We start from the raw sequence: 24,347 nt of genomic DNA, 5'->3' as shown, positions 1-24,347 counted from the left end.
CCGATTCTAAACCTCAGAGGATGATAAAAAATATGGATAATTTGGCTCAAAGCGGCTTAATCGACCCGAATTTGGTTCGTGCAGCTCGGGCTGTACCGCATCAAGTTGGCTTAGTTAAATTGAGTAAGACGCAGTTGAGGGTGCTTCAGTCTATTAAGTGTGGGGAGGAGGTTACTGCAGGGGATATTGCAGAACGTTGTGGATTGTCTGCTGCTTGGGCAAGCTCAACATTACGACGTTTGTGCGAGAGAGCTTATTTAATTCGATATGCTAGGGGGGGAACAGTCGGTGGGATTGAGTTCGCATACTCAAAGTTGTAGAGTAAGTGAAGGTAAATTCTTAATTATTAAGAGGATATATGAAAGATAGCTTTGATGGAATCTGTAGGTTCAGAAAGGAGCACCCTGGTAAACCAGGTAGTGGGTTGAAGACCAGTGACCCAAGGCTATCTGGAATTAAAGCTGATCTGGAAAGGTTAAGGAATAAGCTTGAGGAACGTTTTAAGCTGCACAGGGGGATACAGCTAGAAGTGGAAGCATCCAAGGGTGTAGCTGTGTTTCCGTTTGTTCCACATGTTTGTATTTTGCCTCCAAACCAATCAGTTTCAAATGGTATCTATGTAGCGCTGTGCTTTGATAAGTTAGGGCGTGGCGCTTTAGTTGGTTGTGCTGAATCGAAAACAAACTCTCAAGGCTTGTGTGTTGTTACTAGAAAGCAACGTGGTAAAGAATTAAAAATCGATGTAGATGGAAGTAGTAGTACTACTAAATATAATAATGTATTTGCAAACCCTAAAGAGTTTTATTTCCCAATCGACTCTGAAGAAGAATTACTTCGGCACATTGAACGCTCTATTGATTTAGCATTGATTGAACTAGGTTATGAGATCAATATGATTGGTGATATTCCTGGTACTTATGATACAGGTGCAGGAGATGAAGATCTTGAGGATATTGAAGCAAAGGATGAAAACGATGCGAGGGAACGAACCCTGAGAAGCATTGTTGCTCGGAGAGGTCAAAGGAAGTTTAGGAATGAGCTTATAGCGGTTTATAAGCAATGTGTTATCACTGGGTGTACAGTTACACGCGCTTTAGAAGCTGCTCATATCATTGGCTACAATGGCAAAAGAACTAACCATGTACAGAACGGACTTTTGCTCAGGTCTGATATACATACGCTTTATGACCTTGGTTTAATTTCAATTAACCCAGATAGTTTGAAAGTAGAAATTGATGATGAGTTGAAAGGCTCAGAGTATGAAAATTTTGAAGGTAAGTATCTAAGTGGTTTGTTGGCTAGTGAGAAGGCTTTGATACATCACTACGAAAATGTATTTCAATCCAGCCTCAGTGAAGTCGAATAACTGAAAGGAGTAGTACTGTAAAATACAGTACTACTGGTTTTATAGCTCTGTGTATTTTTTGGCAGAGCCATAGCTTTTTTCTACAGGGTATTTTGCTGCGTTAACTGCTATTTTTTTTCGAGAAACATCAAGAAGATCTACTCCAGTCTTGTCAGCTAATCGCACAAGATATAAGAATACATCTGCAATCTCTTCTTCGAGTTTATCTTGCTGTTTTGAAGATAGCTTTTCACTTTCTTCAGGTGTAAGCCATTGGAATACCTCGGTTAGCTCACCGACTTCACCGCTTAGAGCCATAACCAAATTTTTAGGGGAGTGGAATTGATCCCAGTTACGCTCTTGAGCAAATGATTGAAGAGCTTCCTGTATTTCTTTAATCTCTGTGTTCTTCATAAATAGCCTTTAGCTCTTTTACGCTTAACCATGGTTTTTTCCGGTGAATCATTCTGTGACAGTTAGCACATAAGATAGCTAAGTCTTTAAGATTGGTCTCTTCATTTTTATCTCTTAGGCTAATCGGGTTTTCATGGTGGCATTCAGCAAACCCATATCCAAGTTCTCCATAAGCTTTATAAAAATCTGTATCACAGATCTCACAAGCTAGTCTGCCTACTTCGTTTAAAACTTGGTCTTTCTTACGACGAGGTATTTGGTCGTCACGTTCTCTCGTTTTATGTAATCGGTAAATTGGTTGTCCTTCGTAGCCAGGATCATCGATTGTATATTGTTCAGTTTTATCTTCCTTGGGTGATAGGTCTTCAAGCTCTACGATAGAACTTGCAGCTGTAACTGAACCTCGTGTGCATGCTGAGTAGCGTACAGCTTCAACGAACTCAGAGTTGAAGAACTCTGTACCAAAAAACACATTACCTTTGCGCTGCTCGACAATTTCAAACTCAAACCTGTGAGGGTAGGTATCATCAGGCCAAACAACGCTATGTGATTCATAGTATGATCTAGTCACTTTTCCTAATGTGATGTTTTGAACAACACCACGGAATAAATCTAGCTTATCCTTACCCACTCTTGAGAAACCACTTGGTGGAGGACCTTCAGCTTTTAACCATGATATTGCGTATACAAAGGCAACTAAATCACCTTCCTTTACATCTAGAACTGTTTTCTTTTTATCTTCGGTGACACCCCATACTCTGCTATCCATACCAATTGGAAAATTAATTTTTGAGTGGGGTTTATCAGAAACATATACAGCCCAAATCATACGCTAAGTCCTTGAAGGGTAGAGCTAGTTTATTGGTATTGTATTCTTGATAACGTGATGAGTAAATAAGCTGGCATAAAGATACGCTTATCTAGACAGACTGGGTCCTTCTGGTAGCTAGAGTCTTGCTTACGATGCCACATCGCGAGGAATAAAAATTTTTCGAGTCTTTTGGTCACCACCATCGGGCTTGTATCAGAAGAGACCTGTAGCATTTAGACTATGAACGTTATGCGTAACGTTAGATGATTTTTCATGCCTTTTGAGAGTTATAAGCAACTCAGTTCGAGCAGAATTAACTGGTTTTGGGGCATTCCACTGCAACGCGCCTCTGGACATTTTTGCTTTGTAGGAATCACTAAATTATTGATTAATTGAGCATTGAAAAGCCCAGCTGGAATACTTGGTCATTTTACAGCTCATCTAACTGTGTTTATCAAGTCGGTAGCTATTCAACCATACTTTTGAATAGTGCTATATTTGATAGAACACTCACTATGCAACATGGCACTATGCGCACACTTACATTATGTTCGGTTGTCATCTCACATGTGTTATCGATATTATTGACATTGCCTGTATCTGCGGGGGAGTCAAGAATAGAATCTACTTTAATACTCAGCGATGACCTGACGGGAAATGGCTTGATAGAACATGTATACCTTCTGACTGAGCACCCAATTGATGCAACAGGTTACATCCAACACCTAAGGGTGCGGTACGGCGATCCTAACGTGATAGAGTCGGTTATTGTAGGAGGAAAGTCCGACAAGCACTTGTATTTTGATAGTATCGATAGGGATGGGATACTAAACTTTACAACAGTATATCCACGTGATTCAGACCCTCTTTGCTGCCCTAGTGGAAAGGGGACACATCATGTGTTTGTATTTCCAGATAGAGTTATAGAAAGTGATACTCTAGTCGGCCTTAGAACTAAAAAATTCCAGTATACCCAACAAAAGGTAAAGGAAGCGCTAGGCTTCTTCACCCAATTCGACTCTTCTTCTTTTTGTTCGCTGGTGGAGCTTATCCCCTATTATTGGTGGTTGAGCAAGAGTAAAATTATCACCACGAAAACCCATCTACAACTTGCTCCCGCCCAACAAACTTACGTTTATACTGCACGAGTCCTAACTGAAAATGGTTTACATGATTGTCAAGTAGCCAGCTTAGAGGAATTTTATGAAAAATAAAGCAGAGATAAGACTTAGACGTTACCAGGTCAGTTTGTACATTCGTTTGGCACTACGATGGATTGGTTGGTCTATTATGTGTGTGCTTGGTATTGGTTGGGGATTGAATAGCTTTTCATCTATCTCACCTGACATTATACGTATGATAAACATCGTGCTATTTATGCTAGCTCTTGCATGCTTATATCGCTTCTTCCCCAGTATTAGAAAACTGCGTCTGAAAGACCACAAGGATAAAAATAAGAAGGAAATTGTAAGATTGGATTTTTTAAAACGAAAAGCGGAAAAGTGCGAGCAGATAAGGCAGTTAAGAGAAATGCATACTGAACTAAAACAAAGAACCAAAGAGTAATGATACCCAAAAAGACAAGAAGCCAGCCTACAGATTTCTGTTTCGTGGGCTGGGCCCTAGAAGCCTCGGATATTGCTGAAGATAGTATTACACTAGTAGCAGTGATGGGTTGATAGTTTAAAGGTGTGTTTGGTTAGCTTTTCTTTTAAGGTTGATATAGTTCGTGTGAAACTTCTCTACAGTGCGTGTCCATACCGTGTCCTTAGATGATGATTTATATAAAATAACTTAATAAAATCATATCACTATTTTGGTGGTTTCATAGTCCAGCCAAAACAGGGTTGGCTGATTGTTGTTGTTGCTCATTATTATCTTCACACGAGAAAAGTGTCATCTGGCTTAATGATAACAAAGAATTAGGGGGAGGGGCATGGCTAAATTCTGGCTGTCAAATGAGCTATTACCTATTTCATATCTACTAGTGAAACTTAATAAGCACAACTGCGCTCTCAATAAGAAGGGCTTCTTTTATAATCTTAGTTACAGTTTCCCAGCCAAAACACCTAGCAGTCACAGGGCTAGACCTTCACTATATTAGGCTCTTAGATAGATCAGCGTTTTTTGAGGATGATGTGTGGAAGTAACATTGGATATTGTTGCGATTTTTTTCTTTGTGGCATTACTTGCGGGCTTTGTTGATGCGATTGGTGGAGGTGGTGGGTTAATCATTTTACCAGCATTACTATTAGTCGGTTTAACACCGGCACAAGCGCTTTCAACCAATAAGCTACAAGCAATTTTTGGTAAGATCTCCTCGGTAGGCTATTTTGCCAAGCAAGGACTGATTGATGTTTCTCGTTTGAAGGTACCATTAGTCTTATCGTTTTTAAGTGCAGGGTTTGGTGCTTACCTTGTACAAACTATCCCTTCATCATACTTAAGTCAGTTTCTGCCTTTTATGATTATGGCGGCAATGATTTACATATTTTTTTCTCCACGGTTGGCCGATTTTGATACCCAAAGCAGAATTCCAATTGGTGTGTATGGTGTTACAGTCGGTGCAGTAATTTCCTTCTATGATGGTTTCTTCGGGCCTGCATCGGGTTCTTTTTTCGTTATTAGTTTTGTGGCGCTTTTGGGCTTTAGTACGGCAAAAGCCGTTGCCCATACCAAGTTATTGTTACTGGTTACAAACTTGGCTGCTTTGATGGTGTTTATTACCGGAGGGGAGATTGTCTGGAAGCTTGGGTTGGTTATGGCTGTTGGCCAGTGGATTGGTGCAAAGTACGGTTCAAAATTAGTACATCACAAGGGGAGTAAAGTCGTTAAGCCTGCACTCATTACAGTCTGCTCAATAATGCTAGTGAAATTAGTCTATGCTAATTTATTCTGAGGGTTTTGATGGATATAGCAGCCTCATTGCTCGAACATAAGCCGTCCTCTACAACGCCGAAATTCGAGTAACTAACCCAAAGAAGAACACGAGGTAGCAGCTAAATATCACGATAACAGGTAAGTACTTTTTCATTTTAATCTCTTTAATTTTTAACTCTTTGATAGCCACATTGTTATTGCTTTCTATGTTGATAACCATGGGTTTGAGTAATTCATATTTGGCGGTATGCGTAGGTTTATCTAGTGCAGGTTTGAATTTCTCTAATTCATCGAATGGGACGGCGATGTGCTGAATAATGGCGGCACAGTCCACAGGGTATAAACGACGGGTTATCGGAGTCATGATGAAAAAGAAATTATTACGTACTATTGTTCCAGCATTATTAGTTAGCATGTCTAGTTCAGTTGTATTAGCGAACATTACTTTGGATGAACGATCTATCCCGACACCTGTGGGTGTTTCATCTGAAATGGCTTCAATTATTGAAAATAGAGAGCAAGCACCGGAAGTGCCAGTTCCAGAGTCAACCGAAGAGTGGCTGGCTTTTCAAGAAGCATTCAATGCCTCAGGTATTGAGTTTGCTCATAAAGGGATGAAGCGTTTAGGTGTTACTTACGAAGCGAAAACGTATGCAGGGGTTGAGACGTTTTTTGTTACACCTAAAGAAGTCGCACCAGAGTACAAAGACAAATGGCTGATCCATATTCACGGTGGAGCCTTTGTCTTTGGCGGCGGCGAATCCGCGTTAAGGGAGGCTGCTTGGGTAGCAAACGGGCTAGGAGCTCAAGTTATCTCTATTGACTATAGTAAGCCACCGCTACATCCATTTCCTGCCGCATTAGAAGATACCGTAGCCGTTTGGAAAGAACTCACTAAAAACCAGAAGCCAGAGCAGACGGCTATTTTTGGTACTTCGGCTGGCGGAAACCTAACCTTGGCAACAGTGTTGAAATTGCAGCAAATGGACTTGCCTACACCGGGTGCGATCTATGCGGGCACACCTGCAACGGATTTAAAAGAGACATCAGATTCGTGGCTAACACTGAAGGGGTTAGATCCTCTAGGGAGGCGCGATGGTCTTCTGGAAGCTACGTTTGATTTGTATGCAAATGGTGAGGATTTAGCAAACCCGCTGTTGTCACCGGTTTATGCAGAGATTGATGACTTCCCACCAACGTTGTTCTTGACTGGAACACGTGACTTATTGCTGAGCGATACGGTTCGTATGCATCGTTTATTACGTAGTGCGGATGTTGACACCCAATTACATGTTTATGACGGACAGTCGCATGCTGATTACATGAGTGGCTTAATAGCAGGTGTCCCCGAGTCTGATGATGCTATTAAAGAGATTAGTCAGTTTTTTGCTGAGTACCTCAAGTAGTTATTCTAGTTGTTGTTCTTGAAATAAAAGCGCTCAGGTGAGCGCTTTTACCTCTTTAGTTTATATTCTAAGAAGCTAGTTTGTTTCAGGTGCAGAACATGGGCATAATAATGAAAAAACTATTGATTATTAAGCGCTTTTTTTTCATAGGCATGATGTTATTTAGCGCCTTTTCTATTGCTTACTCTCCATTTTCACTCGCAGACACATCAAGCCCGAAACACACTTTAGTTAACTTTCTTTATTACTCTGAGATAGTGATTAAACACTGGCAAGCAGAAACGTTAGATACGACAGAAGCGAGGCATGCCTATAGCCAGACAATCAGAACACTGGATATTTCACTGGTGCCTAACCGTACTCGAACAGTGGTAATGATGGAGCGGATTATTTTACTCCGGGAGATACTGGACAGGTTCGATAGTGAGGTGTTACAAGCCGCGCCTGATCATGAAAAAGCACAAGACATTAGCTACTGGCGTTTCGCAAACTCGGACTTGTCCATTGTTCGGCTAGAATCCGGCAACAGGCAAGGGCAGTTTGTTTTCTCGGCAAATACGGTGCAGCAGGTGCCAGTTTGGTACCGTAATATGGAGGCCATGCCTTATTCGTTGGAATCTCGAACAGACTATTACCAAGAGTTCTTAGTTTCCCCTGGTCCATTGTTTTCCAAAAGCTTGATTTATTCGCTTCCTGCTGATTTTGTACAACTTTATGGCACGCTTCCCCTATGGCAATGGCTTGCTCTACTGAGTATTTTTGTCATGTGTAAGCTGTTCATAAAGCTGAGCTTTAAATTAGGGGAATTGTGGAACACTTGGTGTGAAGAGCGAGAAAAAAGGTGGCAGATAGGTCGTTTAATTTCATTATTGCTTGCCGTGGGGATTTTGTTTGCGACCAGGCAGGTGATTGATTACGGTATCTGGATCACTGGCTATGTATATCAGTTCTTATCTACGGCCTTTTTACTTTGGCAGTTTTTCTTTGCGTCTTGGTTAATCATGGCGTTGTTTAACTATTTTGCCACGGTATATGCTTGCCACAAGCATAAGGGTAAGCATGTCGACTCTTCATTAATCACTGTGCTAGCTCGGATTTTTGGTGGTTTGACTATTGCAATACTTGCAATTTATGTCGTTGAGTTTATGGGTTTTTCTATTTCTCCGATTGTTGCAGGTCTTGGTGTCGGTGGTTTAGCGGTCGCTTTGGCTATTCGTCCGGTGTTGGAGAATGTGATTAATGGTTTAACCTTGTATGCCGATGGGGGGATTAAGATTGGTGAGCTTTGTCGTTATGGCGATAAGCTTGGGACGATTGAAAGTATTGGTTTGCGTTCCACTCGGATCAGAACTTTGGAGCGATCACTTATCACTATTCCTAACTCTGAGTTTGCCAACATGGAGATAGATAACCTGGAGCGGCGAGATAAGCGAAGAATGGAACATACCTTTAGAGTGCGTGCAGAGTTGACCAGAGATCAGTTGAGGTTGTTGTTAGTTAATATTCGCCGAGTACTTCTGCGACATCCGCAACTAGAGGCCGAGCCGCTGCGAGCACGTTTCATGGGCGTGGGCGAGTATGGCATATTGGTTAATGTTCTCGCTTATATTCGGTGTCGTGATCATGATGAGTTTATGGCTTTGCAAGAAGATGTTTTGTTAATGGTCATGCGGCAAATTGAAACAGTAGGGGCGCAACTTGCCTTTTCTAACCAGTACCAATTTGCTGGTAAGGTCTCTGCAATAGATGAAGAGCTAAAAGAAAAAGCATCTTCAACGGTTAAGCAATGGCATGAAACCAATAACTATCCATTTCCTGATTTTAGCTTCGAATATAAATACGAAATCAAGGACACAATAATTTATCCGGCCATAACTTCGGCAACTCGAAAGGATGCTAGAGCATAGCGTGATGCAATTGCTTGTTTAAGGCAGGTGAAAGCTATCACCTGTCTTTGTTTTATCTACTCAGGTTGTATGATGCTATCAAAATAACTTTGCATGATTTGGTGCAGTAATTGGTTGAGCGGGAAGCCTCGCTTAGACTGTAAATAGCCACCATTAACTTGTATTTGCTCCATTTCCTTGGAGACTAGCGGTAATGGGTAGGTGCGTAATGTCGGGTCGAGCTGTAACATAAAGCTACTGCCGAATAGTATCGCATCGGTATTTTTTAACTTACTGAACAAGACGCGAGCGCTGTGTGACTCTAGTTCGATGTTTGCTTGGTAGCCTTTAGATAGATATAGCTCTTCTATAGGCGAGCGCTTAGAGTTTATGCCATCAACGATACCTTTAGCTATCGGTAAATGGTGAATGCGCTCCCATTCACTGCCATTTTTTAATATTGGATGGTCTTTTCTAGCGACTAAAGCTAGCTTGATCTCTTTAATCTTATGTTGGTAGATATCTTGTGGCAGCGGAAAGGCAGCAAAATGGACCATGTAATCGATATGGCCATTTAGCATTTCAGTGAGCGACTCTTCCTGCCAATACTTTAATTTGAATTTGGCCTTAGGTAGGGCTTCTCTTAATGCGGTGAAAATATCCTCCCCACATACTTCAAGAAGGAGGATATTCATAGCGATTGTGACTTCACCATTGAACGTTTGAGCATTGAAGTCACGGTAAGAGTTTACCACTTTGATCAGTGGGTTAAACATTTCATCTGCTGCTTCTGCTAGCTTTTCGGCCAACTCTGAAGGCTGAACGCCATGGGCTTTACGGATAAAAAGTTGCTCGCCAAAAGTCTCCCTTAGCTTTGCCAGCCCTCTGCTAACACTTGTCTGTGAGATCCCCAGTTTATCAGCAGCCGCATGCGTATTTTGAGTTTCTACGACGGCTTTTAATAACTTAAGTAGGTTTAAGTCTAAATCACGGATCTCTTTCATTGAATACCCTTAGCGATTCTTCTCTAGTTCTGCATTAACTGTACTCGTTTAAGAATAGATTTAACGCACTTTATTTCAATAAGTTACTAGTGGAATTGTTAAGTGGCAGGGTGTTTGTCTAATAAAACCGTATGCGGTGAGCTAGAAGGAATGGCTTATCGCTGAGTCCCTTCAGCGACTTTGTATTCTTTGTCCCTTGAGTATCACTATTCTGTATCCGGCAGTTGATAGAGTTCTGATTGCGGGTATTGCTCTACAGGAGTTGATAGATATCTTGAACAATCTCTTCAATGCCCAGAGTAAAGAACTGAACACCCATACAAATCAGTAGAAAGCCCATAATTCGAGTAAACGCATTGATGCCGTTTTGGCCAAGGGCTTTGAGTAATGGGTAAGCCATACTGAGGGTAAATGCAGCAATCAAAGCAACGACCGCGAAACCGGATAGTACGCCACTGTAGACACTTGGCATGTGTAACTCATCGCCATGGATCGCTAATTCAGCAGCTAGGCTAATGATTAACGCCATTGTGCCAGGACCGCATAATGAAGGGATGGTAAGTGGTACAAGTGCAATAGAATCTTGTCCCGGAGGTCCATTGCCCGCTTCTGGGCTTGGAAATAGCATATTAAAACCAATGGCTACTATGATGATACCGCCCCCTAAACGCAGGCTAGGTATCGAGATACTAAATAGCTCTAATACGGAAGCACCAATCAGAAAGGTGATACATAGAGCGAAGAATAAAAAAACGCCGACCGTTTTAGCTTGTGAGACGATGTAGTTTTTATCTTTTCCCTTACTTAACCCAAGTAAGACTGTTGCTGCCGCTGGTGGATTCATCATCGGTAATAAACCGATAACCGTTAACGTTAAATAGGTAAATAAAGTTTCAATATGCATAAGCGAGCTCTTCAATAGATGGGTTTAATGTTTGTTTATAGTAAAAATAATTGCGCGAGGTAAAGGACGCTAAAGAATGAAATAGCATCGGTTAATGTGGTTAAAACTGGGCTAGATAACATAGCCGGGTCGAGCTTGAAGCGCCTTAATAGCAAAGGTAATGCTCCGCCAATCATTACTGCGATAATGGATGAAAAAGCGTAGGCGACACCGATTAGCAAAGGTAATCCGATATGTTCATTGCCATGAGTGAGCAGCGTCAGTACGGCGAGCACTCCGCCAATCAATATGCCGTTGATAAGGCCAATGGGGACTTCTTTGACGATAACGTAAAACCAATCCTTTGCGCTAAGATGGCCCATTGATAGCTCTCTAATGGAGACCGCTACGGCTTGGTTACCAGCCGCGCCAGAGAGATTAGCGACAAGCGGTAAAATGGCTGCCAGTACCGCGATTTGTTCAATAATGGGTTCGTAAGCGGCAATGATAGAGACGGCGGCATAGCTTAAAACGACAGACGGTAGCAAGAAAGCTAACCGACGTAGGTTGCGGGTGATCGTTGGCATTGAGCGAAATTCATCACCCCCAAACACGCCGGACTGTTCAAGCAGTTGGTGCTTTGATTGCTCATAAAGTGCTTCGTTAAGTTGCTTAGAGCCAACCACACCGATTTGAAACCCATGTTCATTTACCACTGGGATAACTGAGTGCAGTGTTGTGTCTAAGATACTTTTTAGTGAATAAAGCTCTAGTTCTGGTGAAGCTACGGGAATGCTTGGGTCCAGGTGTTCCTTGAGCTTTGTTTCTGGTGATTGCAGGAAAATATCCTTTAATTTTAATGCTCCAATAAAAACACCCTTCTCATTGCGTAAAAAAACATAACGCCATTCAAGGTGATCTGAGTTTTGTTCCTTTTCTTCGAGGGCGGCGTTTAAATCAGCGACAGTTGCTTCTGCGCGTATTTTTATTATTTCATTTTTACAAATACCACCGGCTGAGTATTCTGGATATATGAGTGCCGCTCGCTCTTCATTTCGCCATTTTTGCGGTAAAGCATGTTTTAGTTGAGACTGCAGTTGATGAGGCAGCTGAGATATTAATATTCTTCTGTCTGTAGAATGTAGGTATTCAAACAGGCTTACGGTAACCTCGAGTGGGAGCTGACTCATTAGTGTTAGCAATTCATTATCAGAAAAGTGATCGAGTAAATTGGCGGCAAGTTGTGGTGATTTTCTGCTGAGTAGAATCCAGACGGTGACACGGTCATGGTCGTTAAGCATTCTGAAAGCTGATGGGAGTGCTTCAGAGTGAGTCGTTTTTATATTTTTGTGTAGTAACTCAGCATCCTGTGTTTCAACACAAAACAGAAGCTGGCCGTAAAGTTTTTCTGCACTAGTTGAGTGCAGGGGCATTGAAATTAATGTCATTGTTTATGCCTTGTCGCTTTTAAGCAAATTGCTATGCCTTATCCAATGTATGAGCAGGGCAATAATCACGGTTATCAAAAGTAGCAAGCTTCCAATTAAGAACCACTTTGTGATTGATTCCTGATAAGTCGCCATTAAAGGGTGTTGCATGGCTCGGGTGCCAATGAGCATTAAGCTCATGGACCAGATTAATGAACTGGTAATACTGATAAGTACTGCGCGAACAAAATCGACTTGTGTCGTGCCCATTAACATCGGCGTTAATACACGAAAAAATGGTACAAAGCGTGAAACAAAAAGGCAGATGAACCCATATTTATCTAACAGCCTTCTTAGCTTTTGTTGAGTATTTTGGGGTAGGCGGAGCTCAATGTTGTTCATGAATTTCGTACCATGGAGCCAGCGTCCTTGAAGATAGGCGATGATGCTGCCTATTGAAGTGGCCGTTGATAGCAGAATGACCGCGCTGTAATAGTCAACGGTCCCTGTGCTAGCCAATCCGCCCACAAATAACGCTAAACCAACCCCTGGTAGCGGTAATAAAAGAAAGCAGGATTCTAGAAGTAACACCATAGCAAGAAGCAACAACAAGATGTTGATTGGGTTAACGACCTGCAGAGAATCAAAATCTTGTAACCAAATAGCCATTAGTATTTGTTGCATAATATAGACCTTAACCTGCGTGTTTAATCAAACATTAGAATGATGTAGGCAAAGAAAAGAATGAGGTGGGTAGCGCCGTTGAGTGAGTTTGTTCTGCCACTACTGAGGCTGACACTACTCATCAACAGAGTCGCAATAAGAAGCACCATTTCAGCCGGTTCGAGCCCTAATCGGATGGGCTCATTCATTAGCCCTGAAATAAGCAGTACTGCAGGTACAGTTAATGCGATAGTGGCAAGCACCGAGCCAAAAAACAGGTTTATGGCTCGCTGAAGTTGGTTCTTAAAGGCTGCCTTAAGCGCACCAACGGCTTCAGGTGCTAGAATGATCAAAGCCACAACTAAACCGCCTAGTGCAGCAGGTGCGCCCATTACGGTGATTCCATCATTGATTGGAATTGCTAGGCTCTTTGCCAGCAAAATGACCACTACCAAGTAGCTAATAAGCATGATGGTATGGAATGTGTTGCTCTTTAATGGACCATGGCTGTCGTGGTCGCTTTTGTTATCTGCGTCAATGAAAAAGTGGGTATGACTGCGGGTTTGAATAAACAGGAATACGGCATAAAGTGCTATCGAAGCGAGCACTAGAGTCCCCGTTAAACCTGCAGACATGTTGCCAAAGGCATCCATACTGGTGAAGTTAGGGAGAATCAAACAGAGCATTGCCAACGGAATGATGGCGACAAGATAGGCTTTTATTCCATCCAAGTTATATGTTTGGGTATGGTACTTCATGCCGCCGATCAACAAAGTAATGCCGACAAAACCATTGAGCACAGTCATTACTACGGCAAACATGGTGTCTCTTGCCAATACGGGATTAGAGTCGCCAGTCAGCATGACAGATGAAACCATGATGACTTCAAGCAAGACGACTGACAAAGTCAGAATTAGCGTCCCGAATGGGTCACCTAATTTAATTGCAAGCGCGTCAGAGTGCCGAACAACAGCAAATATTGCTGTCATTACGGCCGTAAACAAAATGCCAGTTGTCACTATGTATAAAGCTGGAGAGTTGTCACCATCTAGCAGGCTATTTCCGCCGAGTTTAAAAAATAATATGGCAAGCATACCGGTAATCAGTGTGTATTCTTGCTTTAGTATCTTGAACATATGAGCCTTTTGTGGAAATTTTCTACGGTTCGTTACTGTCCTTTAACGAGGTGTATGAGATTGGAAAATCTACTAATTATGCTGCAGTAGTGCCTGAGGCGTTACAATAGAGTGGATGGCGATGTGAGACGATGAATTAGTGAAATTCATTCTTGGTGGTAGTGGGGAGAATATGGCTTTATCGAAAGATGTGTGTTTATGCTAGGTTGAATAATCAGAAATCAGAAATCAGAAATAAATAATAGGGAAAGAATGAGCTGCTATTGACGTGGCTATTAATCAGTACATTTAATGACCTTGAAACTATTTTGAAAGAGGCTTAATTGAGCGATCTGTTGAACTGTGATTTGCTCGTTCTCCAACCATCTTCTAATGCTCTTTGTCTCAATCAACAATGGCATCCGGTGGTGATATGGCCGACAAATCGCATTAGCGGCGGTGGTGAGGGTGACTAGCTCGGGTAACTCTCTATCGCTTGCTTTAAACCATAACCCAGCCATGTACAAGGGCTTACCGTCGCTATGGTTGAACAAATATTTTTGCTTCCTTGTACCGCCTTCATCGCGCCATTCATACCAACCCGAGCAAGGGATAATGCAACGCCGGTGCTGCATCGCGTTTCGCCAAGTCGGCTTTTCCATTGCGGTTTCAACTTGGGCATTGATCAATAGCTTCTTTGCCCAAGCGGGTTTGATCCCCCATGTCATAGCAAACTGCTGTAGGTTAGTCGTATGAGTGTTCGGGACTGAACGTCTACAAAGGGTTTCGACGGTTTGGCTAGGACAGAGATCTGGATTGTTGGTGGTGTTGTAGCGTATGCGTAATTCATCAGAAACCTGATTATTCAGCATGTCAGCAAAAATATTGAGCCTTCCACACATGGTTTTCTTCCTTCTTTCCGCTGGTTACACCAGTCACCACCTTCACTTTACGAATGGTTATTGATCAAGGTGCATCTTGACCAATGTCCCGTCTAATATAACAATGATACTGTATAAATAAACAGTATGTCGTGAATTATGAACTTTATTCCATTTTACGCCAGTGCGGGGATCACCGGATTCGAAAGCCCTGCGGCAGATTACTTACAACTTCCCTTGTCGTTGGATGAATTACTGGTCGAACATCCAAGTGCTACCTACATTGGCTTGGCGCAAGGTCGCAGCATGGAAGGCGTCGGCATTTATGATGGTGATGTGTTGATTGTAGACCGTCATATTGAGGTGAAGGATCACGATGTAGTCGTGGCGAATTTTAATGGTGAGTTTGTCTGTAAGCTCATTGATACTAAGCAACGGCGGCTACTTTCGGCGGCCTCGGGTTATATACCGGTTTTTGTCTCGCAGCATGATCAGTTTACCTTGGAAGGAGTGGTGACCCGCTCGATCCGTTGTCATCGGAAGAGTCTGATTTTTGGTGAAAGTTGATAAATAGGGGCAGTAATGTTCGCGCTGGTTGATGCCAACTCCTTTTATTGTTCGGCTGAACAGGTCTTTCGGCCTGATTGGCGCGGTAAGCCCATGATTGTGCTGTCGAATAACGATGGGTGTATTGTTGCTGCTAACCGACTGGCAAAAGAGGCTGGCGTAGAAAAGTTCAAAGCCTATTTTGAAATGCGCGGCTTATGCGAAGCGAAGGGGGTGATTGCCTGTTCATCGAACTATGAGCTCTATGGTGACCTTTCCAGTAAGATGATGGAGGTTATTGGCCGCTTTGCTCCCGAGCAACATGTGTATTCCATAGATGAATCTTTCCTGGCTTTCCATCAATGCCAGCAAGCCATTTCGGATTTATCCCATCATGCGCAGCTGTTACGGCGGGCTGTCTGGCGCGAGTGTCGTTTACCTGTATGTGTGGGAATGGGGGAGACGTTAACCCTTGCTAAAGTAGCAAACCATGCCGCTAAAAAGGTGCAGGGTTACCAAGGGGTATGTGTAATAAACACTAAAGCTGAGCGACATGAGATATTGGGCCAGATGAAAACCTCTGATGTATGGGGAGTTGGCCGGAGGATAGCCAAGCGGTTGGAGTTCATGGGAATTAATACCGCGCTGCAGCTTGCGGGTATGAAACCGGGATTAGCAAGGAAGTCATTCAGTGTTGAAGTAGAGCGTACAGTACGTGAGCTTAATGGTGAGGCATGCAAAGGGTGGGATCAAGCTCGGGCTGATAAGAAGCAGATCTTCTCTACCCGAAGTGTCGGTGAGCGGATAACTTGTCCTGACAGTCTTCGCCAAGCTCTGTGCAAACATGCAGGGATCGCAGCAGAGAAGCTAAGAAAGCAACGTTCTCTTGTTCGTGTGCTGATGGTGTTTGCTTCAAATTCACCTTATGACGAGCGGCCGCAGGGATTCAAGCAGGTCTACCGCTTTGCCTATCCAACCGATGACAGTGCGATGATCACTAAGGCCGTAGCTTCACTGCTTGATCAGATATTTGTTTCTGGGGTGCGTTATTACAAAATAGGAGTTGGGCTTATTGATTTGGTGAGCGGTGAGCACGCGCAGGGTGACTTGTTTGATGAAACAACAACCAACCCTGCCTTAATGGCGGTATTCGATAACATCAATCAGCGCTATGGCCGAAACAGCTTATTTTTGGCAGCTCAAGGTATTCATCCAAAGTGGGCCATGCGGCGGGAGTTCTTGTCACCGCAATATACGACTCAGTGGCGGGATATTCCTCGGGTGAAATGCTAGGTCATACGTCAAGGGATTACACATTGATGTACATATTCATTGGTAATAATATCAATTCAACTTGTTGCTTATTGAATGAAAAGGGATAGCAAATGTTTAAAGTAATACCGGTGTTTCCAGTCATCGTCGCGACTTTGATGTGTGTGTTTTCACTCCAGGTGCAAGCAACGTCTTCGACGGATGCATTATTTAATACTATCGCCCAACGATTGAGTTATATGGAAGATGTGGGGTTATATAAATTTAATCATCACTTAGCTATAGAAGATGTGGCGAGAGAAGAAGTGGTGATTGAAAAAGCATCAGCTTCGGCGGCGAAGGTGGGCTTGGACAGCAGCAGTGTGGAGGGTTTCTTCCGAGCGCAGATCTCTGCGGCAAAAGCGATTCAGTATCGTTACCGTGCCGATTTGCTTAATGAGCCGACAAGTCGTGAGCCTCGTGATTTGAAAGTGGTCGTACGGCCGGCGCTGATCACTTTGGGTAATCAAATTAACCAAAAAATGGTTGGCTACCTAAAAGCGGGTGGGCAGCTGTCACAAGCGGATTGGGATGCTTTTTCTCAGGCGCTAGAAATGAATTACTTATCAGAAGCAGATAAGCGGGCACTGTTCGACGCCCTTGCTGGGGTCAAGCTGCAATAATAAAAGGATATAGGCTTGTATCTCTTCTCTAAGCTAACTTCACTTAACCCAAAAGGTACTTGTAAGCCCGTATTTTTGGATTAAGTGAAGGGCGATATCGACGAGAGCAGTAGAGTTAAAACGACTGCTGAAACTTCTTTAGCGCAGAATCCATTGCCGTCATTACGGCTTGAACCTTTTGAGCGTTCAATGCGTCAGAATGTGGTTGTCCGAACTGACCAATATCATTATCGAAGTAGAGGCCGTGGGCGTTGGCAAACTCATCTGACAATGCGCCGCGAACTAAAATGTCTGCACCGACACTGAGATCACTACCAGCAATACCAAAGGCACTTTTCACCATCTTGCTGCCAAGGAGTGATTTAGGGTTTACCGAGGCTATCATAGGACCACTTTGTTTCATGGCAAGTCCCATGCTGCGAGACCACATGGTTATCGCCAGTTTGCTTTGAGCGTAGGCCTCTCCTGCTGATAAGGGAGCATTACCAGCAAGTGCGTCTAAGTTCACAGTGGCTTGTGCCGCTGAAGACAGGTTAATCACGCGGCCATTTTGTCCTAATACAGGAAGTAGTGCTTTAGTCAGTAGATACGGGGCAAATGTATTAACGGCAAAACGGACATCAAAGCCATCATCAGTCGTCGTAACGGGTGCGTTGTAAACACCGGCATTGTTAATCAAGGCGTCGAGTTGGCTATGCTGTGCGATGACCTCTTTTGCGAGTACTTCAACCTCTGACATCTTTGACAAGTCAGCGACATAGCTTTCAATCTTTACGTTACCTTGTAACTTAATCAGCTGGTTTTCGACATCTTTAAGCTTTGCCGGATTACGGCCATGCAGAAGGACATGATGGCCTTGAGAAACGAGCATTTTGGCTGTTTCAAATCCGATGCCGTCAGTTGAGCCGGTAACAAGAATCACTTTTTGCATTGCTGTATCCCTTGATAAGGTAATCATAACGGTATGAATAATAGCAGCTTTAAAAAAATTGATAATTGAATCAGATAACGAAACAGTTTAAATAAAATATTGATAATTGAACTCAAATTAATACCGCCGTGTAGCCTGTTTCAGGCTATACGGCAGTGTCAGAATATTTGCTGAGTCATCACTGTTTGATAAATAAGTTTTCTAGAAGCGATAGAGCAGCCCAACACTGAACAAGCTCACTGAGGAATCATAGAAATTGACATCACTGTCGTTATCGAACCAAGCCATTGTGCCGTTTGCCAGCCAGTTTTTCCAGCCAAACGGACTAGCGTAAAAGGCCGAGAAGCTGGCACCCAGTTGGCTGCTGTCTATTTTTCTATCGTATAAAGGGTGGACTTCATCAAAAGAAAGTTCCGAGATATAAAGGTTTGTTACCAAACGCCAACGGTTAATCGAGTAGATGTAGTTTGCACCAAGTGAGTATCCGTCATAAGCCATGGCATCACCGTCAGCATCTAAGTTGACTACAGAAAACAAAGGCACTAATCGATGTCTAGGTGAGTCCCATGTGAAAGTGTATTGTGCAGTAAAACGGTGAAGCTCACCATTGCGGTTAAGTAAGGCGAGGTCTTCGGGCTCCAATCCCTGTGAGACACCGCTTAGCTCATCATCTATATCAACATCGCGGTAAGAATACCGGAGCTCTAAACCTGTACCGTACATCCTATCCCAGATAAGACGAAAACCGTCAGCGGTTCGATCCGTTTTTTTTCTCGGGGAGTCAGTGAGGAAAGGATCTGCCCATACTTCTGTTGCGAGAGGGGTATAAAGAAAGCTAGCGCCTAATACCCCGGCTTTACCTATTTCTTGCCTAATACCGGCAAGAGTAGAGAAGTCAAAACGGATATAGTCTTCTAACTGATTACCAATAAAAACTTGTGTACGAGTATCTGCGAAGGTGTAGGCAATCTCAGCAGCAATAACCGGCATTCCAGTATCTTCACTGCTAGGGGAGTTGTTGATTGAATTTATAGTGTTGTTACTTAAATCAACAGAACCAAACTTGGCCAAGGTATTTGATTCAACACTCATCCCACCGACACCAACGTTAACGAAACCAGAAAAACCACTTTCCGTAGGAATAGGCTCTATGGCATAGGCACTAGAGATAAAAGCGCTTGTTATGACGAGTGGCAATATCGGCCGCATCATATAAAAATCCCAATTTAATTTACGATGGTTGTGTTAAAAAATTAGGAGAGTTTCTCAACGATGTAAAATGCAGTGGGCGTTTTTCTTGTATTTAATAGGCCTGAATCAAAACTGAGTGATTTGAATTTACTCTATAAAATGTGGAGCGGATTTCACTGCTAGTCTTATCCATTTAGTCCTAATAATAAGCAGGGCATTTTGGTGAAATTAGCAATTCTCTCTTTATTTGTTTTATCCATAAGCTCAACTTACGCGGCGGCCCCGGCGTTTACTCGCTTGTTTGCCGCTGCAGACAGTGCTGAGACGGCCTACCTGACACCGGCTGGAATGACGCGTTTAAGTGAACATTCGCTGGTGGTGTCAGGTTTGTTGTTTCAATACCTGGGTGAGTTTGATATTGATGAAAGCCTGACGACGGTCAGTGGAGGCGCACCAGATAGCGGCGATCCGATATTGGTGCCTTCTCTTTATTATGTCCGGGTTCTTGATCCTGATTGGCGTGCTGGTGTGGCTCTGACTATTCCATCGGGCTTTGGTTCGACAACCGGTGGTAGCTGGGCTGGTCGTTATTACACAACGGATTCAAGTCTGATTTTGGTGAGCTTAAGTCCTTCTGTCGCTTATCGAATTGATGAACGATATTCTGTGGGGGTGGGGCTAAACATTAATTATACGCTATCCGAAATTAGCTCTGCGATTGCGAATAGTGAACCCAGCCAGCCGGATGGAAACTTGGATGTGGGGTCCGATGGATTAGGCGTAGCATTGGTATTGAGCGCATTGATTGAATGGTCTCCATCGACACGATTTGGGATCAATTGGCATTCTGAGTCCAATGCCGATAGCGATCCTGATGTGAAAATTAGTGGGTGGGATGCGCCAGATGACGCAAGAGAACAGCTTGAAGCGGCAATAAGCAGTCTGAGTATCGCCAGTAAGGTGCCAGCTCAGTTTCAGTTTGGGTCTTATCATCGGCTAGATAATGATTGGGAGATCACTTTCGATGCCATATGGGTTAATTTTTCAGAGTTTGGGGTCACTGAAATAAGTGTTGTCGATAATAAAGTTGTTGCCCCTGATAATTTATATGAAGACTTCTGGGTGTTTACTGCAGGTTTGTCGTTTCCTTTAAGTGACCGGATAGTTGGACGAGTAGGCGGGTTATACGCCCAGCCTGCCATTAGTGATGAAAACCGAAGTTTCTCATTTGCTCTTGATAGGATTTATGGCTTGGGAGCAGGCATTCAATATGAGTACAAAAGCGGTGATAAGCTGGATATTAACCTCAATCTGTTTGATACCGGAAGGGCGCCCATAGATACTGGTGAAGACCCAGCTCGAGGACGGATCGTTGGTGAATACGACGATCACTATGCATGGGGGCTGGAGGTGAGCTATCACTGGTAGGTTGCCGCTTCAAGCGAAGCGGCAATGTTGGTGGTTTAGCTTAAAAAGCCCAGTGTTTTCTGGTTGAAGTTCACTAGGTTGGGAAAGAGACTATCGAGTGCGTCTGTTGGAGCCCCGAACCAGTGGGCGAGTGTCGCTGCGACTTGAGCGGCAGAGGTGGTCGGGATCATGCGACCATTGTTGTTAATCGACCAGTTACCATCGTGAACTAAATCTGGAATATCTCCGTAGTACTTTCCGCCGAGTACGGCATCACCCATTACCAACTCGTGGCCAGCCCAACCGTGAGCAGTCCCTGTGCCGTTGGTAAGTTGTGAGCGGCCGAAATCAGACATAGTGAAGGTAGTCACATTACTGCCGAGCCCTGATATATCCAGTTCAGTTTGGAAGGCCGCCAATGCATCGGCTAACTCTTTGTACAAACGATCTTGGGCTGCTAATTGGTTGTTGTGCGTGTCGTAACCTCCTTGAACCACATAGAAAATTTGTCGCTGCTGGTTGAGCGCTGCATTACCTTTGATGACTTTTGCCACCATAGATAAGTTGTTGGCAAGCGAGGATTTGGGAAAGACCGTAGAGAGCTCCGCTTCCAGTATTGGGTCGAGTTGCACACCGGATGAAAGCATCTGTTGTTTGATGATATTGATTTGCTGCCTGAATAAATTGGTACGCTTAACCATCATGTCATCTTTGAAAGTGGACTCAAGTCCTTCAGCTAAGCCAAAGGCGTTAACATTGGCACTTTCTGATAGTAATACTTGCTGGTAGCTGCTTGATAATAAGAAATTGGTTTCTTCACCGGTGCTGTAAGCGGGGCTGAAATCATAAATGGGGCTGGCGAGAGTATCTAGTAGACGGCCGGCCCATCCAGTTGGGATTTCACCACCGACTAGCCCATTTCGTTTGGCTGCCTGCATATCGGCATGCGAACCCAAGCGAGAAATTGATGGGACAGTTTTGGCTTCGAAAGCGGCCCGATCGCCTGCCGCAATTAAATTGCCCGTATTGACGATGGTGGTCATTCTTCCTTGGTTAAATAAATCAGACAGGGGAGACAGAGCCGGATGGGCACCAAAGGCGAGATCGCCTCCCATTCCAAGCTCCACCAATTGGCTTTTATCTATCGCTAGCGCACCTTTTGCTGCGCTGTATTCATCATAACGGGCTGTATTTGTCGGGATCAACATGTTGTGGGAGTCGTTGCCCCCGGCAAGGAACACACAGACTAATGCCTTGTAGTCACCACCGGCCGCCATGGCCAAATTACGCATACCAATCCCGGTTGATAATGAAAGCATGCCGGCAGTTGCCAGTGATTTTTTTAGGAAGTCACGTCTTTTCATCATCATTACTCCTGGATCAGGTATTCAGGGGAAGTCACAGTCAGCCAGATCATCCCTTTGCAGCGAATACGACCGTTACTTGGGCCTATTGAATCGGTGAATTGACGATAGGTGTTAAGCATGGTGTCACTGATCGACCGGTGATAGAAGGTTTGCTCAAGGTAGGTCATTTGTTCTTCGAACTTGGATACGTGGCTAATGTCATAACAACCAGATATATCGACTTTGTTGTTTTCATTTACCTCGGGGGTATCGTAATTTTTGTTCTGGCTAATGACGGAATTGAGGATATTGCTTAACCCTTTATAGGATGCCGCATTAAGCACTGTAAATTCGGGTGCCGCTAAACCATTTTCCTTCAAGCTCCCATCAGGAACATCTTCAGGGCGGTAGAAGTTGAATACCGATGGTGAACCTAACGGTATTTGACCGTAAGCCTCGGCTGTCTTGATGTCGCCATAAAAGCCATCAATGTTGCCTCGCATCGTCATAGCTCGGGCAAGGTTGGCCATTACGATCAAGGGCTCTTTGAGTTTAAAGGCATCACCACTTCGTGCTTCTTCATCACTCAATATAGCCTTGGCCACCATGGCAAGATCGCCCCGAACACCTTGTCCGTTGTTACGAAATACGTTTGAAACACGTGTGAGGTATTCAGGTGAAGGATTGGATTTAACCAAGCGTTGGATAAGGATCCGGCTAACAAATACTGGGGTGTTGGGATGGTTAAACAACATGTCGATGGCAAGGTTGAGGTCTTTGTCTGCAGGTTGCCCCCCAGGAAACGTTATCCCCATAACTTGCTTGCTGCCATTATCATGACGCGCTTCGTTTGGCGCCATGGGAGCAAAGAGTTCGCCTTGGCTAAGGTCATCCCAGTCAGTATTTCCTGCTAGATGCCAGCCTGTCAGTACTCGAGAGAACTCACCTATATCGGTTTCGCTGTAGGTGGCTATCGGCTTACCCTCTATTGTGAGATAAGGGCTGCCATCAGGTTTGAGTTCATCTAATCCGATAGTAAAGAGCTGCATTAACTCCCGAGGGTAATTTTCGTTGGGGCGTATGCCTTCGAAAGGGTTTTCTTGTTGGCTGCCGATAGCCGTTAGGTAGTAACCCATAGCGGGATGGCGTGAAACATCGAGGAGTAAGTCACGGTAGTTGCCAAGGCTATGACGGATAAGAACATCATAGTAATCGGTAAGTAGGCGGGGGTGTTGGCTAAGCGTTGCGTCTTTTTCCGATATCACTAGAATTTGGCTGAGAGCAAAAGCCATACGTTGACGGAGTTGATCCGGTGCATTGATACTCTTTTCCCACCAGACGCGATAACGGGTTTCTGCTTCGTCGTCTGCGCCGTAGCTAAGGTAGTTATCATAGCGATCTAGGTGATAAGTGGGTTCGATTGCTAGTTGTTCATTAAACCAATATTCAAAGCCATTTGTGCTTAATGTCGCAGGTTCACCAACTTTTGGGCCGAAGGTGGCTTGATATAGCAGCGATGCTGCTTGCTCGGTGGTGAGTGATACCTGAGGTAATTCAGTCGCTGGAGAGATAGGGTCGATTCGTGGGTATATGAGTCTACCCGAAACATTGGCATTGGGCTCTACGATCCAAGTGAAAGGGCCAAATGTACTGGCTTCTTTGCCGTCAGTCACTGTAAAGGTGACATTAGGGTAATAGCCTTCAGAACCTGATGGAGGCATTCGGTCCGATGAGGGTTTAGCCCAAAAAAAACCATTATTATTGACCCAGATAAAGTCGGGTAAATTTTCGCTAGACCAACTTAGCGTTTCTTCGCCATCGTAATTTACTGGAATCTTCCAACGGTATTTTTCGCCAACGACACCTCGTGGTGGTTGTATGTCAGTGGGAATTTCTAATGTTGCATAGCTTGATGCAGACAGGGTAATAGGAATGGTTATCCATAACCATGAACTAGCTTTGAGTCGCTGCATCTTTGCCTCCTTTTCTGGTTTCTTTTGTAATTTTTAGCAGGCAGAAGGAGAGGGGGAGATAAAGATTTATTGGTGGCGTGAATGTATGGGCAGGGTATCACGTTTGGATGCGATATATTGCTTGCTCTCAAGTGAATAAAGAAGATTGTTGTTGAACTATTGAATAGCCACCGACTTTACAGATAGTTCAGCATTAGCAGGGTTCTATAACTATTTCTGTAATCAAACCCGAAAAAAACGTATTACAGTATCCAGTATTTGCAAAACCAATTCCTGATAATGAAAGTGTTAATTTAGCTATGGT

General features: G+C 43.7%; 24 protein-coding genes. 11 read left to right on the top strand and 13 right to left on the bottom strand.

Annotated features, from left to right (window positions below):
- The first annotated feature begins 20 nt into the window (after positions 1–20).
- Positions 21–320 (top strand): MarR family transcriptional regulator, encoded by a 300-nt coding sequence (locus ACVA58_RS03470; protein WP_446509059.1) that lies wholly within the window; start codon positions 21–23, stop codon positions 318–320.
- Between the two features lie 38 nt (positions 321–358).
- Positions 359–1,366: an HNH endonuclease gene (locus ACVA58_RS03465; protein WP_446509058.1), complete on the top strand. Its 1,008-nt coding sequence runs from the start codon at positions 359–361 to the stop codon at positions 1,364–1,366.
- 39 nt (positions 1,367–1,405) lie between these two features.
- Here ACVA58_RS03465 and ACVA58_RS03460 read toward each other — a convergent pair whose 3' ends face one another.
- Positions 1,406–1,759, bottom strand: coding sequence for a nucleotide pyrophosphohydrolase (locus ACVA58_RS03460; RefSeq protein ID WP_446509057.1), 354 nt, complete (start codon positions 1,757–1,759; stop codon positions 1,406–1,408).
- Entirely contained in the window at positions 1,740–2,588 is an 849-nt protein-coding gene (locus ACVA58_RS03455; RefSeq protein ID WP_446509056.1) for an HNH endonuclease, read from the bottom strand. Before ACVA58_RS03455 ends, ACVA58_RS03460 begins: the two co-directional genes overlap by 20 nt.
- A 644-nt stretch (positions 2,589–3,232) precedes the next feature.
- On the opposite strand from ACVA58_RS03455, the gene ACVA58_RS03450 reads away from it, so the two are divergent.
- The 3 genes from ACVA58_RS03450 to ACVA58_RS03440 all read left to right on the top strand — a co-directional run bounded on the left by ACVA58_RS03450 (position 3,233) and on the right by ACVA58_RS03440 (position 5,469).
- Positions 3,233–3,784, top strand: coding sequence for a hypothetical protein (locus ACVA58_RS03450; RefSeq protein WP_446509055.1), 552 nt, complete (start codon positions 3,233–3,235; stop codon positions 3,782–3,784).
- Positions 3,774–4,136 (top strand): hypothetical protein, encoded by a 363-nt coding sequence (locus tag ACVA58_RS03445; protein WP_446509054.1) that lies wholly within the window; start codon positions 3,774–3,776, stop codon positions 4,134–4,136. The genes ACVA58_RS03450 and ACVA58_RS03445 overlap by 11 nt, the downstream gene beginning before the upstream one ends.
- 574 nt (positions 4,137–4,710) lie before the next feature.
- Complete coding sequence (locus ACVA58_RS03440) at positions 4,711–5,469, top strand: TSUP family transporter (RefSeq protein WP_446509053.1); 759 nt, start codon at positions 4,711–4,713, stop codon at positions 5,467–5,469.
- A gap of 48 nt (positions 5,470–5,517) precedes the next feature.
- Here the strand turns inward: ACVA58_RS03440 and ACVA58_RS03435 are convergent, their stop codons facing one another.
- The gene (locus tag ACVA58_RS03435; protein ID WP_446509052.1) at positions 5,518–5,865 is read right to left on the bottom strand and encodes a hypothetical protein; all 348 of its coding nucleotides are present in this window, start codon (positions 5,863–5,865) and stop codon (positions 5,518–5,520) included.
- Between ACVA58_RS03435 and ACVA58_RS03430 the strand changes: the two genes are divergently transcribed.
- Positions 5,864–6,856, top strand: a complete 993-nt coding sequence (locus ACVA58_RS03430; RefSeq protein WP_446509051.1) for an alpha/beta hydrolase — start codon at positions 5,864–5,866, stop codon at positions 6,854–6,856. The two genes, ACVA58_RS03435 and ACVA58_RS03430, sit on opposite strands and share 2 nt — an antisense overlap.
- A 110-nt stretch (positions 6,857–6,966) precedes the next feature.
- Positions 6,967–8,763: a mechanosensitive ion channel family protein gene (locus ACVA58_RS03425; protein ID WP_446509050.1), complete on the top strand. Its 1,797-nt coding sequence runs from the start codon at positions 6,967–6,969 to the stop codon at positions 8,761–8,763.
- Positions 8,764–8,819: 56 nt separating this feature from the next.
- Here ACVA58_RS03425 and ACVA58_RS03420 read toward each other — a convergent pair whose 3' ends face one another.
- The 6 genes from ACVA58_RS03420 to ACVA58_RS03395 form a co-directional block, all read right to left on the bottom strand.
- Entirely contained in the window at positions 8,820–9,746 is a 927-nt protein-coding gene (locus tag ACVA58_RS03420; RefSeq protein WP_446509049.1) for a LysR family transcriptional regulator, read from the bottom strand.
- Between the two features lie 253 nt (positions 9,747–9,999).
- On the bottom strand, positions 10,000–10,650 hold the full coding sequence (locus ACVA58_RS03415) for a MarC family NAAT transporter (RefSeq protein ID WP_446509048.1): 651 nt from the start codon (positions 10,648–10,650) through the stop codon (positions 10,000–10,002).
- 35 nt (positions 10,651–10,685) lie between these two features.
- Positions 10,686–12,077, bottom strand: a complete 1,392-nt coding sequence (locus ACVA58_RS03410; protein WP_446509047.1) for a magnesium transporter — start codon at positions 12,075–12,077, stop codon at positions 10,686–10,688.
- A 3-nt stretch (positions 12,078–12,080) separates the two neighbouring features.
- Positions 12,081–12,740, bottom strand: coding sequence for a DedA family protein (locus tag ACVA58_RS03405; protein ID WP_446509046.1), 660 nt, complete (start codon positions 12,738–12,740; stop codon positions 12,081–12,083).
- A gap of 23 nt (positions 12,741–12,763) precedes the next feature.
- The gene (locus ACVA58_RS03400) at positions 12,764–13,855 is read right to left on the bottom strand and encodes a calcium:proton antiporter (protein WP_446509045.1); all 1,092 of its coding nucleotides are present in this window, start codon (positions 13,853–13,855) and stop codon (positions 12,764–12,766) included.
- A gap of 275 nt (positions 13,856–14,130) precedes the next feature.
- Entirely contained in the window at positions 14,131–14,736 is a 606-nt protein-coding gene (locus ACVA58_RS03395; protein WP_446509044.1) for an SOS response-associated peptidase, read from the bottom strand.
- A gap of 138 nt (positions 14,737–14,874) precedes the next feature.
- On the opposite strand from ACVA58_RS03395, the gene ACVA58_RS03390 reads away from it, so the two are divergent.
- The 3 genes from ACVA58_RS03390 to ACVA58_RS03380 all read left to right on the top strand — a co-directional run bounded on the left by ACVA58_RS03390 (position 14,875) and on the right by ACVA58_RS03380 (position 17,195).
- Positions 14,875–15,282, top strand: coding sequence for a S24 family peptidase (locus ACVA58_RS03390; protein WP_446509043.1), 408 nt, complete (start codon positions 14,875–14,877; stop codon positions 15,280–15,282).
- Between the two features lie 15 nt (positions 15,283–15,297).
- Positions 15,298–16,554: a Y-family DNA polymerase gene (locus ACVA58_RS03385; RefSeq protein ID WP_446509042.1), complete on the top strand. Its 1,257-nt coding sequence runs from the start codon at positions 15,298–15,300 to the stop codon at positions 16,552–16,554.
- Between the two features lie 92 nt (positions 16,555–16,646).
- The gene (locus ACVA58_RS03380; protein ID WP_446509041.1) at positions 16,647–17,195 is read left to right on the top strand and encodes a chorismate mutase; all 549 of its coding nucleotides are present in this window, start codon (positions 16,647–16,649) and stop codon (positions 17,193–17,195) included.
- A 115-nt stretch (positions 17,196–17,310) separates the two neighbouring features.
- Here the strand turns inward: ACVA58_RS03380 and ACVA58_RS03375 are convergent, their stop codons facing one another.
- Complete coding sequence (locus ACVA58_RS03375; RefSeq protein WP_446509040.1) at positions 17,311–18,126, bottom strand: SDR family NAD(P)-dependent oxidoreductase; 816 nt, start codon at positions 18,124–18,126, stop codon at positions 17,311–17,313.
- 201 nt (positions 18,127–18,327) lie between these two features.
- Positions 18,328–19,338: a DUF2860 family protein gene (locus ACVA58_RS03370; protein ID WP_446509039.1), complete on the bottom strand. Its 1,011-nt coding sequence runs from the start codon at positions 19,336–19,338 to the stop codon at positions 18,328–18,330.
- A gap of 201 nt (positions 19,339–19,539) precedes the next feature.
- Here ACVA58_RS03370 and ACVA58_RS03365 point away from each other — a divergent pair, with 201 nt between their 5' ends.
- Positions 19,540–20,745 (top strand): OmpP1/FadL family transporter, encoded by a 1,206-nt coding sequence (locus ACVA58_RS03365; RefSeq protein WP_446509038.1) that lies wholly within the window; start codon positions 19,540–19,542, stop codon positions 20,743–20,745.
- 35 nt (positions 20,746–20,780) lie between these two features.
- Here the strand turns inward: ACVA58_RS03365 and ACVA58_RS03360 are convergent, their stop codons facing one another.
- Together ACVA58_RS03360 and ACVA58_RS03355 are read right to left on the bottom strand one after the other, a co-directional pair.
- On the bottom strand, positions 20,781–22,094 hold the full coding sequence (locus tag ACVA58_RS03360) for a DUF1501 domain-containing protein (protein ID WP_446509037.1): 1,314 nt from the start codon (positions 22,092–22,094) through the stop codon (positions 20,781–20,783).
- The gene (locus tag ACVA58_RS03355; RefSeq protein WP_446509036.1) at positions 22,094–24,043 is read right to left on the bottom strand and encodes a DUF1800 domain-containing protein; all 1,950 of its coding nucleotides are present in this window, start codon (positions 24,041–24,043) and stop codon (positions 22,094–22,096) included. The genes ACVA58_RS03360 and ACVA58_RS03355 overlap by 1 nt, the downstream gene beginning before the upstream one ends.
- Positions 24,044–24,347: the final 304 nt, after the last annotated feature.

It is taken from the genome of Photobacterium sp. DNB22_13_2 (assembly GCF_052873915.1).
Note: the sequence above shows the minus strand (reverse complement) of the source record. Positions and strands in the feature narration are given on the sequence as shown.